Consider the following 12020-nt stretch of genomic DNA (forward strand, 5'->3'; position numbering starts at 1 on the left):
GTAACTCCATAATCCTCATGTAAAGCCTCCATTAGTGAAACAAGAACGATGCAAAAAAGCCAACGAATCGTTGACTTAATTTGCTACAGTATTTCCTTGTACCTTCTTATTTTTTTCCTTCTTACTTTGATATTGTATTGCGACGATAATGATCGCCTGTATAGACATTGCAAGAACTAAAAAAAAGAGATGTGTAGAAACGTTTGTTAGCAATGAAAAAACATAGAATACTGGTGCTGCTGAAAGATAAGATACATACTGATTTTTTGTTAATAAAAATATAATCGTCGAAACGCAGGAAGTAACTAGTAAAAGTTCCAGTAATATTGCTAATGAATTGAAGTCTAAATAATTTCGAAATTCATTTATATAGGACATGTCAAAATCCCCCTTTTAAACAATATATTCAATTTCACCCCTCGATTATCCTCCTTGCATTTCCAATACAAAACTCGATGATGAATACTAGTTGCTAGCTAATACATCACGCCTTCTCAAACGCCAGCTTAATCCCAAAGCCAATAAGCACGATGCCCGTCACCATTTCAATCATCGCCTGTGTAGATGGACGCTTCATAAATGTGCGGATTTTGTCGAGTAGCACCACATAGAAGAAAAACCATGCCAGCGTCAGCACAGTATACAAAATGCCCATCACTAAAAACGCCCAAAACGCATCCGCGCCTGGTGCTAAAAATTGTGGTAAGAACGTTAAGAAAAAGACCGCGACCTTTGGATTGGTAATATTCGTGATAAACCCCTGCTTAAAGTATGAATTGCCCTTCGCTTCGACCAGCACTTCCTCTTCCACCTGATTTTTCTTGGCACGCATATTCATCAGCGTACGCACGCCTAAATAGCATAAGTAGGCAGCTCCGACATATTTAATCATCATAAAGGCAACCGCAGATTTGACAATAATAGCAGATAACCCCGCAACAGCTGCAATCGTATGGATGGACAGCCCCACACAAGAACCAATCATCGTCTGCATGCCACCTTTCCGCCCACCGATTACCGTATTTTTCGTCACAATCGCCGTATCTGGCCCCGGTAAAATAATGAGCAGCACACAGGCGATGATGAATAGCGTAATACTCGTCATGATTCACACCACTTTCTCTTTTAAGTTTTCTGATTATTTGAATTATAACAAGTGTGGTGGGGTTTGACGAGATAAAAAAAACACCCCAAATGCATGAAAACATTTAGGGTGTAAATTGCTATGGTTGTTGTACTAGGTCATATAATGATTTCTGCTCAACTGTTAGCCTATTCTTAGCTTGCTCTATTGGACTTTTATCTTCCGCATTTGCAAGTTTTTCCTCTAGCTGAATTACTGCACGTACTGCCTTTAGATCCTTTTCAGCGTTCTTAATGTACGAATAGTTCACCACTAATTTGCGCTCTTTTGAATCCAAAGCCTTGTATTCTTTCGTAAGGTCATCTAATTGTTGCTCGAAATCAGCTAATTTCTCTAACGATGAAGCACCATCTAGAATAACAGAGTATTTACCACTGACAATGATTGCACCGATTCGAGAATTTAAATCAGTTGATGCTCCCTCAGCTGCTTCCATCCATTCGAATAATTTTTTAGAGTACGTATCTTCATCTACTATTGCATCAGGTGTTTTGTATGTTCCTAATAATTGCTGCTGTACTCGCGTTAATTTTAAATAGCTCTTATAAATCGAGTCTTTTTGTGAGTATGTTGGATTCTCACCAAGCTTCACCATTTTAGCAACAAAGGAATCGACTGCTCTTACATCCTTTACCAATTCCTGGTATTTTTTGTAGTTTGTTAATGTTTTCAGCTCTTTTGATGAATACGGTTGCAATTGTGTTTGAATCTCTTTAAATACTACAATGTCATAGCTTCCATCCTCGAAAAATCCCGTTAACAAATCACCTAATTCTTGTAAGGTTGACGAACCTGAAGAATCTGATGATGTATATCTCTCCCTTATATCTGCGTAAGTTTCAAAAATTAAACCTTGTTGGACGGGCTGTAGTTTATCAAATGATTTTTTCGCACTGATAAATTTTTTCTCGTCACTCGCAGCTAATAAGCGTTTTTTTACAGAACTTGCCTTTGATAAATGGCTAGATGCTGTTGAAATAAGGGCATAATTATGCACAAGCTTTTTCTCGAATGAGTTTAAAGATTTATACATTGATTTTGCTGTATTAATTGCTTGCTGTAAATCCGCATCCGTATCAATGCCACCACTATCCGCTAGCGCTGCATCTTCCGCCGTCTTTAATAACTCAGCGATTTTTTCAATCTGTGACACTACTTCACTACTTTTACCGCTATCATACTCATCTTTACCAGCAAATTCCTCATCATCTATAATCGCAGTAATACTAGCGATAGCACTCTTTAACGCATCACCATCTACTAAGCTTTTTTGTTCGATTGTAAGCTTTGTATAGGCTTTATAGGCAGAATTGTATTTACTGTGTGCTGATTTCATTTTACTAATATACTTTGAACGGTTTTCATCCCCATCATAGCTTGTCGCCTCTGCTTCTGCTTCCTCAGCCTTTATAACGGACATCGCTACACGCTTGGCCGCAGATACATCTCTTTTCACTTGGCTTACAGATTTATAGTTTGTCACTAGCTTTTTCTGATCCGAAGTCAGTAACTTATACTTAGCGGCAATATCAGCTAGCTCACTCTCTAATAATTCAATATCAAGTGAGTACTCTTTACCTGCGCCGGCTGGTAAAATATCATTAATTTGAACAATAAGATCTTGTGCCGCTAGTTTAGCATCTTCTTGACTCTGTTCTTCATCGGCTGTAAATGGCTCAAATAACTTTTCCTTTGTACTATCAGATATTAATGTTGCTTGAGCAATGTTTAATTTATTATAGGCCTTTTCGGCAGCGATAATAGCACTCGCCTTCTTCTTGCCAGTTTGTGTACTAATTTTATTGATTTTTTCAATAACCACACGTACTTTTTTCACATCCGCTTGTGCTGTTTTTAGCACATCTGTTTTGAGCAGTGGTTGGTACGCCTTATCGAATGTTTTTACTTCATCTAGATATTGCTTAATTGTTGCTTCAAAAGCTGTTAATTCCTCTAGTTCATTTGAAGGATCTACGTAATTTATTTTATATTCGCCCTTAAAAATATTACCTGCAACTTTTTCATTAAATTTTTCGACTGCTTCGTTTGTTACATAATCAGTATTATGTTTATCATCAATTTTTACAATCAATTCATACAATTGAGCGATTGATGGATAAGCATTATTTGTTTCAAATAATTTATAAATCTCCCTTTGTTTTGCTGTTAATATATTATAAGATTGGCGCAGTGAATTCATCGATTTTAATAATTCCGCTTGTTTAACAGTCGAATTTCCCTCAGCTTTAAAGTTTTTATAATCCGTATAAAGTTTATCGAATTCCTTTGTTAATGGATCTACAACTTTAAAGCCTTGTACATACTCATCCAGCTTTGCGTAATTCGTAATGGTCGCTTTTGCACGGTCATTTAGCTGGTTATAATCTGCTAATAATTTATTTACTTCATTTTGTAAATCTGTATAAGATGTCTTTTCTATTAATTTATTAATATCACTGATTAAAGTAGTAATTGGTTTGTTATTAGTACCAATTTCAATTAGCTCACTATCGACAGTTAACTCACCATTTGCAGTCACGATGCCCGGAACAGAAATCGTTACCGTTACTTCAAATCTTTTATACCCCTGCTTTTCACTATCTACTGGAATTGTGAAGGTGTTCCCTGTTGCATTTGGCAAAGTGAATTGGTTGTCATTTCCATTAAAGGCTACCCATTTATAATGTACCTCGTAATCTTCAGCACTTAAAATCTCGCCACCATCCCCAATAATTTCCGAATGGCCAATCTGAATCTGATCGCCTGGTAAAAGCTCATTCGAAAGTGAGAGTTCTGTTAGCTTTCCATTTACTTTTACTGAATAAGTAACTGGATTTAAGCCAAATTTAAGCTCTTCAATTTTTACGTTTTCCTTTATCTTATAAACTTTTCCCGATTCTGTTCTTACAACAAAAAGAATCTCTTTTCCCGAAAATTCAATCGGAATTTGTAAGTCAATAGCGTTTTCACCGACTAATAATTTGTATTGACCTCCATCCATTAAATACCATTCATAAGCTGAAATGACTTCATCTTTGTCCAGAATATTTAAGTTTTTCATTGTAATAATTGTATTAACTCGGGGTGAAGTAAAGCCTTCTTCATATCCAACATCAGCTGTAAAAGTATCCAGTGCTTCTACAGGAATTTCTTCAAAATATTTCTTTTTCCCCTCTGTTGTAACAACAAGCTTTATCTTTTTTTCTTCTGCATGCATTGGCAGCTTGAATTCCGCTGTTTTTGAGCTAGCTGTTGTAGCATCGCCAACAAACCATTCATAAGAAACAATTTTATCCACTGTTTCAGTAGTTGTTCCATCTCCAGCATCAACAGACGTTTTAATTTCTGTAAGTGCTGCTTTAACCGTATCTCCTACTGAATATGTACCGTCTGCAATTAAATCATCCTTTGGAACAGATACAATTTCCTCTGCTCCAACCATTACCGGCACAACAAATGCGGCTGAGGTCATGGCTGTGGCTGCTAATAATTTTTTATAATTCATTGGACATCTCTCCTAACTTTTCCATTTAAGTATACCTAATATTTTCTACATACTGATTATTAATAGGGATATTACTAAAATTTCTGAATAAAACAGGATATATGCAACTGTTTAAATATATAATCTACCTATATTATCGGAAATATTTTATAAAAAATTAGTATAAATACCTATTTCCCCACAAAAAAACTGTACCCTTTAGGAGTACAGTTGGTGAGTTGCTATTTTCCTTGTTTGATTAATGCTTCGAGGTCCGTCACAATTGTGTCATACGGTACTTCGGTATTGCCTGATTGGACGCCGCTGTAGTTTTTCACTGCCACACCGTTTTGGTCTACTAGGAAGAAGGTATTCGCGTGAATGATGTTACCTGGCTGTGCGACAACCGCTGTTTTAAATGAGCTCCTAGCATATTGCTCGATAAATTTTGGGTCGTAGCCGTTTAGTAAATACCATTTGGATTCATCGGCTACTCCATAATTGGCGATGTATTTTGTTAATGCATCCGTTGTGTCTGTCGTTGGATCTACGGTAAAGGCCACGATTTTATAGTCCTCAATGCCTTTTTCAACGAGCTCATCTTGAATCATTTTCATGTTGTATGTCATTGGTGGGCAAATATCTGGGCATGTTGTATAAATGAACATCGCTAGCCATGGCTCACCCTTTAAATCATCCAGTGAAATCGAGTTTCCTCGGTGATCTTGTACATCAAAATTGTCGAGCTCGAAATTGGTCGTTGCTTTGAATTGGTAGTTGCTGCAAGCGCTAAGTACAAGCACCAGCATACTTACTGCCGCTAGTAATGCGAATCGTTTTGTCATGTCTCTCTCTCCACTCTTCCAAACATTACCTCCATCTTAAAGCAAGTTCCCAGGTTGTACAATAGGAAATGCACGAAAGTTTCTTTGCAAATTTGTGAAGTTCCTTTTCACAAATCACTGCGTGGTGCGTTCAATGAAACGAGCGCGGTATGAATCGCCTCAAGCTTCGTTTCAATACGATATAGCAAATAAAATGAAATAAAGATTGGAAACGTTACATCTTGAACAAGCGCAAGCCACTGTTCCATGAAATTCACCTCCTCTTACAGTCTAAAAGCCGGCAAAGTAAGTCACTTCACCGGCTCCATTGGTTATGCGTTTAATTCGAATTCCGTCACATTACGCTCGACGATTTTCGCTGATTTCTTCACATCGAACAACAGCCCCTCATATGAGAAAATGCCCTGATCGATAATCGTCTGCATCGCTGCATTTACCTCGGCCTCCGTTAAGCTCGCTTTTGGATTTGCGACATTGAAGATCATCTTCTTCCCTGCTGCATTGGTCAACGTCATTTGCAACACCTGTGTCATATGCTTCACCTCCTTCCTTTAGTAGCCCAGCTTATTCCGCCACTAGATCTTTTGTTGTTTTCACCGTTTCAATATACGTATAGTCCGTTAAAGAGACTAACGCCTGTGCAACGGCTTGAATTTGAGCAGCCGTCACATTGTTTGAAACGTTGCGGTACGTAGAGCTACCGATGACTGGCTCATCATTTGCGTCTACACCGGTTTGGTAGTACACCGTGATTGTCGAACTTAAAAATCCGAAATCGTTCATGTTCATCACCTCCTTACCCTATATATGGCATGAATATTTGAAATCGGGGAACGGCTGATGAAATTTTTTTATTTTTTGTTTTGGGCTTGAACAGCTGCTGGGTGGATGCGTGCGAAATTTCGGATTTTATGTGCGCTTTCCGAAGTTTACGTGCGGTTCTCTATGGTTTACTTGCGATTTCCCAGTAAACCCCATTGAAATACTAATTCGCACAAAATAATGGCTTTGCTTTGTGAAATTGTGGGGATTATTGAAAATATTATACTTTCAGCCATAGAAAAATTATATAATAGACATTAGTGAGAAAAAGAGGTGAGTAATTGTGGGCTTAGAAGGTTGGTTTTTATGGTTTATCTTATTTTGGGTAGTCGTGTTAGTGGGACTTATGGGCATCGGAGGCTTCTTCATGTTCCGCAAGTTTTTAAAATCGCTTCCAAAACAAGATGGCCGATCTGATTTAGATTGGCAAAATATATATTTAGATAAGACGCTTCATCTATGGGGTGAAGAGGAAAAAGAGCTACTGCGAGAGTTAGTGAGCCCTGTACCTGAGCTGTTTCGTCAGGTAGCCAAGGAAAAAATCGCGGGCAAAATTGGCGAAATCGCGTTAGAGGAGCATGCCACGAAAATTAATACCGACTTAATTATTCGCGGCTATATTATCGCGTCACCAAAGCGCGATCATAAATTTTTACGCAAAAAATTAAATGAAATGCAAATTGATACAACGCCATATGAGCATTTATTTGAAGCATGAAAAAGGTCTGTCCCCACATCTAGGGACAGACCTTTTTAAGCTACGATATGTGATTTTTCAAGCTTTTTGTATTTTATGAGCATGCCGATTCGCCAAGGTAATAGCATTGCGAACGCCAAAATGAAGAACATTCCCGCTAATTCGCCGACATCAAAGCTATCCGCAAATAACATTTTCATAATAATACGGAAAATTAATAATCCCACTAATATAAAAGGAAACGCTTTTGATTGTTTCATATAAATGGCGCCTTCACGAACTTCAAATCTCGACGTGGCAATTAAAATCGTAGAAAAAATTAAGCCTACCGATACCGCCTCTAAAATTTGTAGCGGTGCAACGCGAAATTCCTCGAAAAGAAACATCAAAGCACCTGATGACATGGCAATTGGTGGAATGAGTATTTTTTTTGCGCTTACCGGCTTTTTTTGTGCACGTAAGCGAACAAATAATGCCAATGTTCCCATTACTGCGGCCAAAATCGTTGTACCTATTAATAAATAGTGAGAAGGTATGCTGTCAAACATCCTATTCCCCCTCTAATGTTGACTGAATTACGTTAAGCTAAGGACGTTAAATGCAACCGTCTTTAATTGCTCTGGTTGGAAAGGCTTCGTAATAAAGTCCTTTGCCCCACTTTCAATGGCAGCCTTGATCTTTTTTTGTTGACCTAGTGCCGTAATCATAATGACCTTTGCCTCGGTATCCTTTTCAACAATCATTTTCGTTGCTTCAATCCCTGTCATTATAGGCATTGTCACATCCATCGTGACAAGGTCAGGCTTTAGCTGGTCATATAACGCGATGGCTTCTTTGCCGTTAGCCGCCTCACCGACGACCTCAAAGCCCCACTCTTTAAACATATTTCCGATCGTGACACGCATAAACAGCGCATCATCCACAATTAAAACTGTTGGCATTTAACAATCACATCACTTTCATTAGTATAACACGCATAAAGGGCGTACGAAACTACTAGAAGCCTTTAAAGCCACCAGTAATCGTCGTAAAAATCGAGATGATGTATGTTAAACCATCGAAAAATAGTAAAATTCCGACCGCAATCATAATGTAGCCACCGATTTTCACGATTTTTTGACTATGCGTACGAATCCAACTCATACGAGAAATGAAGAAGGATAACGTAAAGAATGGAATCGCAAACCCTAAGTAATAAGCTAGCATATACCAAATCGAAGAACTAGGATTTGTCGCACCTAACGCGATAATCGACATTAAAATCGGTCCTGTACAAGGTGTCCAGCCCGCCGCAAATGCTAAGCCGATTAAGACCGAGCCAAAATAGCCAGATGGACGGTGTTTAAATTGAAATTTACGATCTCTCATTAAAAAATCAACCTGCAATAAGCCGACAATCATTAAACCAAATACGACAATTAAAATCGCCCCAATTTGGCGCATTAAATCTTGATATTGCACGAAAAACTCTTTTGCAAAGGATGTACCAAAGCCAATCGCAATAAAGATAATTGAAAAACCGAGTAGGAAAAATAAAGTATGTAAGATGGCGCGTTTTTGCATCATCCCGCGCTCGCCCTTAAGCTCGTCTAGTGTCATGCCAGTAATATATGACAAAAAAGCAGGATAAAGCGGTAAGGTGCATGGCGAAATAAAACTCAGAAATCCAGCACCAAACGCTAGGAAGATATTTAAATCTGTGTTCATGCTGCTCAAATCCCCTTCACATTGATGCCTCCATCGTACCAAATTTCCGCCCACATTACCCCTTTTTCGCTTGTGAACTTTTTTTGTCTGATTTGTGAGGAACGCTTAGCCCTCAACGAATCATATCAATCACAAATAGACTAGAGTAAATAATCGACGTAAACACAATGACAATCAAAATGGTAATCGTTTGAAAACGCAGCAGCCACCGCCAACTGCTTTCATCCGGGTGATTTTCCTTCCACTTCATCGCGGCTTTAAAATTGATAAACCAGCAATGAAGCGTAATAATCAGTGACGGCGCCGTATACAAAGCGCCTAACAGCATCACTTGCTGCCACGTCGAAACCGTATACTTGCCATAGCTGATGATGAAGTATGGGACAACAAACCAAAAAACCGATGTAAAAACAAGCACAACTGCGACTAAAAAATGGAGCCACAAATAATCCTGATGCGTTTGCCGAAAATATTTGAACGCTGCTTCCATGCCCTTCACCTACTTTTTTTATTTACTATTCCCTGCATTTTATGTATTTAAAACGGGATTGGTGTGTGAAATGTAAAGAGAGTTTATTGATTCATCAACGGAACATGACGAATTTCGCGATTGGCTGTAGATAGAGGCCCATGCATGGTCAGTTTGATTGAAATATGATCGGTTTTTGAGTTTTATGCTCGTTTTCGAGTGATTTGCGATCGAATTTTTATTTTTATGCTCGATTTTTCGAATTTTATGATCGATTTCCGAAATATACGCTCGATTAACCATATTCTTCCTTAACGTATACCCACGACACGTTTTGTTTCCAATTGAATTTACAAATTAATGTAAAAGAGCCAACCACCTATTTAGATAGTTGACTATTCATGAAATTTATTAAAGATTGGAGTTCGTTCACTGGAGGTTTACAGATTTCCCCTTCATACAAAGTAAAATAGATTTCCATTCCTTAAGAATACTAACTAATGCCACCAGTTTTATCACAATCGAATGCTAATGATATTGTATGTGTAGAGATGATCCCGTTTTGTGAATAATTCCCTGAAACTTCGACTAAATAAGTGGCCCCATCATCTTTTAATAAAGCTACATTTCCAAATTGATTCCAGTTGCCATGAGAATCCACCGCTGCCGAAGAAATACCATTATATACTGAAAATATCTGTCCACCACCTGGTACGTTAAAGGTATGTTGTGTATCAAAAGAGCCTTCAAAACGAATATTCGCTTTTTCGGAACCCATTTTTAATGTCACTGTTTTTGGCACTGATGCTGGATGATAGCGCTCTTTATTTTCTAAAACCACAATTGACGCATCCGCTCGCTCTTGTGCTAGCTTTTCAAAATCGTTTACTTCAATCCAATGCTCATCATGAAATGCTGTGATTGGATTCAATTGTAACTCTGCATCGCTAGCAGCATTGATATTTTCTATAATAGCTGCATACTTTTGATAATATTGCTCTTTTTGCTCTTGCGTTAAGTTTAAAGGAATGGGTGTTGCCTCATCTCTATTCTTAGCATTCGCCTCAGATTTCTCTGTAGACGATTCCACTGTCGCTTTTTTGCTAACGGCTTCTTCATTTGTACAGCCTGTTAAAGCAAATGCTCCTATTAAAATACTTGTGTAAAGGATTTTTTTCAACATTGCCACCTCATTTGATAGTAGTGAAACATTCTATTTAGAGCATTATAAATTATAAGAAAGTACAAGTTCTTCGGCATCTAGTTCAAATAGTTGATTTAAGTGTTCAATTGGAAAACGTTTCAAATAGTCTTTTACAGCATTATAAGCAAATGAGTAACCAGCCATATATGGAATATTATTTTTTAAGCTACCAAAACAAAGGGGACCTTTTACATTGTCATCAATTGTATGTAAAAACCTTTTTGCTTCTGAAATATATCGTTCTTCAACCTCTGGCGTAAAACTTTCTTTCCACCAGCGTTTATCTTCAAAAATTTGCAAACTAAAATACTCCGCAGTTCCCTCCATTTTATACCAATCCTTCAAAGGAAAGTGGTCAACTTTTAACTGATAAATTGGATTTTGAGGGGCTGCGTGATGTAATTCATGAGCTAGTAGATAGCGTAAAAAGGGAATATCCGGATTCGGTGGTATCGCAATCCAAATACTTTGACTACTATTTGTAAATCCATTTATCCAAATAGACTGTTCAAGATTTTTAAACCAAGGAAAAGGAAGTGCAGGAACAATTGTAATTTGAAGAATATCATCTAGTTCAATATATTCTTTCACGACCTCTATCGTTTCACTAACCACTTGATGAATTAACTGTTCATCCCAGCTATGAGATCGTATTTCCTCAGTTAATAATTCTAAAAATTTTTCGAGTTGAAAGCGAAGTGCAATGTCTCTCCCCTCTTTCATCCAGCTATTAGGGGTGATCGTTGCTTCAATCATATTATGTAAATACCGTTCAAGATTATTTTTATTCTTGAATAACAGTTGCGGTGTTAATTGCATGATTTTCAATATGACTTTCCCTCCCTTTATTCTAAAAAACCAATACACTTGCTGTGGAATTACGTCAGATTGCTGAAGATCATCATTCAAAGGAAAATCAAAAAAACGTATGGTTCACAGCATTTCTTAGCTTTATGTGTATCTTGAAAATTTTATTTGAGAACGTTATTTAGTAATATGATGTATATTAAATACAAGAGTATAAAAGAGATTGGCTTATATGAAGAGTACTTTGTATCAGCGAACTTAATAGAAAATTACATCTAGATAACAAATATATCTTCAATAAGTAATACGCATTTAATTTCTCAATAACTGCGTTTTACCATTTCTCATATCTTCAAAAATTGGTCTTTGAACAATACTTATTTGCTCGATATCAATATGTTGCTCCTCGAAAAACTCTAATGTTAGTGATTCGTTGTTTTTATCTTGATAATCCAATGTCTTCCCATCATTTAATAGCATTCCTTGTTCATCAATTTTTACTTCAAACAAAAACATTACGAAAACGACTTCGTTTCCATCAGGATATTTGTACATCATTCTTTCCCCTGTATAAACAGAAAGAAAATCATATGCTTCAACACTTATTCCGGTCTCTTCTCTTACTTCTCGTATCATCGTTTCTTCAATTGATTCTCCTGGTTCCATTGCCCCGCCAGGTAATCCCCAGTCTCCGTAATCTGACCTCTTCTGTAATAAAATTCTCCCTTTAGTATCTTTTATTAACGCGCCGCCAGTGACTAAAATTTTTCTCATATACGACCTCTCAATTACGAATTTACTAAATATGGTATTTACTAATAAACTTTGTGAATCAAAAAAA

Annotated in this window: 15 protein-coding genes; 1 reads left to right on the forward strand and 14 read right to left on the reverse strand. The window is 37.3% G+C overall.

Annotated features, from left to right (window positions below; genetic code table 11):
* Positions 1-75 precede the first annotated feature (75 nt).
* From MKX47_RS11210 to MKX47_RS11240, 7 genes are all read right to left on the reverse strand, one after another.
* A complete protein-coding gene (locus tag MKX47_RS11210) occupies positions 76-378 on the reverse strand; it encodes a hypothetical protein (protein ID WP_340774081.1) in 303 nt (100 codons plus the stop codon).
* Positions 379-484: 106 nt separating this feature from the next.
* On the reverse strand, positions 485-1105 hold the full coding sequence (locus MKX47_RS11215) for a LysE family translocator (RefSeq protein WP_340774084.1): 621 nt from the start codon (positions 1103-1105) through the stop codon (positions 485-487).
* A 118-nt stretch (positions 1106-1223) separates the two neighbouring features.
* A complete protein-coding gene (locus MKX47_RS11220) occupies positions 1224-4649 on the reverse strand; it encodes a hypothetical protein (protein ID WP_340774086.1) in 3426 nt (1141 codons plus the stop codon).
* 221 nt (positions 4650-4870) lie between these two features.
* Positions 4871-5473, reverse strand: coding sequence for an SCO family protein (locus MKX47_RS11225; protein WP_340774088.1), 603 nt, complete (start codon positions 5471-5473; stop codon positions 4871-4873).
* Positions 5474-5580: 107 nt separating this feature from the next.
* Positions 5581-5721, reverse strand: coding sequence for a YvrJ family protein (locus tag MKX47_RS11230; RefSeq protein WP_340774093.1), 141 nt, complete (start codon positions 5719-5721; stop codon positions 5581-5583).
* 63 nt (positions 5722-5784) lie between these two features.
* A complete protein-coding gene (locus tag MKX47_RS11235) occupies positions 5785-6006 on the reverse strand; it encodes a DUF2922 domain-containing protein (RefSeq protein ID WP_340774095.1) in 222 nt (73 codons plus the stop codon).
* 31 nt (positions 6007-6037) lie between these two features.
* Positions 6038-6256, reverse strand: a complete 219-nt coding sequence (locus MKX47_RS11240; RefSeq protein ID WP_340774097.1) for a DUF1659 domain-containing protein — start codon at positions 6254-6256, stop codon at positions 6038-6040.
* A 322-nt stretch (positions 6257-6578) separates the two neighbouring features.
* Between MKX47_RS11240 and MKX47_RS11245 the strand changes: the two genes are divergently transcribed.
* Positions 6579-7013 carry a DUF2621 family protein gene (locus tag MKX47_RS11245; protein ID WP_340774099.1) on the forward strand — a complete coding sequence of 145 codons (435 nt, stop codon included), beginning with the start codon at positions 6579-6581 and terminating at the stop codon, positions 7011-7013.
* 35 nt (positions 7014-7048) lie between these two features.
* Here the strand turns inward: MKX47_RS11245 and MKX47_RS11250 are convergent, their stop codons facing one another.
* From MKX47_RS11250 to MKX47_RS11280, 7 genes are all read right to left on the reverse strand, one after another.
* Positions 7049-7540 (reverse strand): CcdC family protein, encoded by a 492-nt coding sequence (locus MKX47_RS11250; RefSeq protein WP_340774100.1) that lies wholly within the window; start codon positions 7538-7540, stop codon positions 7049-7051.
* 27 nt (positions 7541-7567) lie between these two features.
* Complete coding sequence (locus MKX47_RS11255) at positions 7568-7933, reverse strand: response regulator (protein WP_340774102.1); 366 nt, start codon at positions 7931-7933, stop codon at positions 7568-7570.
* A gap of 55 nt (positions 7934-7988) precedes the next feature.
* Positions 7989-8699 carry a cytochrome c biogenesis CcdA family protein gene (locus MKX47_RS11260; RefSeq protein ID WP_340774104.1) on the reverse strand — a complete coding sequence of 237 codons (711 nt, stop codon included), beginning with the start codon at positions 8697-8699 and terminating at the stop codon, positions 7989-7991.
* Between the two features lie 112 nt (positions 8700-8811).
* Positions 8812-9189, reverse strand: a complete 378-nt coding sequence (locus tag MKX47_RS11265) for a hypothetical protein (protein WP_340774107.1) — start codon at positions 9187-9189, stop codon at positions 8812-8814.
* A gap of 472 nt (positions 9190-9661) precedes the next feature.
* Positions 9662-10351 carry a hypothetical protein gene (locus MKX47_RS11270; RefSeq protein WP_340774108.1) on the reverse strand — a complete coding sequence of 230 codons (690 nt, stop codon included), beginning with the start codon at positions 10349-10351 and terminating at the stop codon, positions 9662-9664.
* 42 nt (positions 10352-10393) lie between these two features.
* Complete coding sequence (locus tag MKX47_RS11275) at positions 10394-11191, reverse strand: DUF2268 domain-containing putative Zn-dependent protease (protein ID WP_340777795.1); 798 nt, start codon at positions 11189-11191, stop codon at positions 10394-10396.
* Between the two features lie 300 nt (positions 11192-11491).
* The gene (locus tag MKX47_RS11280; RefSeq protein ID WP_340774110.1) at positions 11492-11953 is read right to left on the reverse strand and encodes an NUDIX domain-containing protein; all 462 of its coding nucleotides are present in this window, start codon (positions 11951-11953) and stop codon (positions 11492-11494) included.
* Positions 11954-12020: the final 67 nt, after the last annotated feature.

The sequence above is a fragment of the Solibacillus sp. FSL R7-0668 genome (assembly GCF_038006205.1).
Lineage (GTDB): Bacteria > Bacillota > Bacilli > Bacillales_A > Planococcaceae > Solibacillus.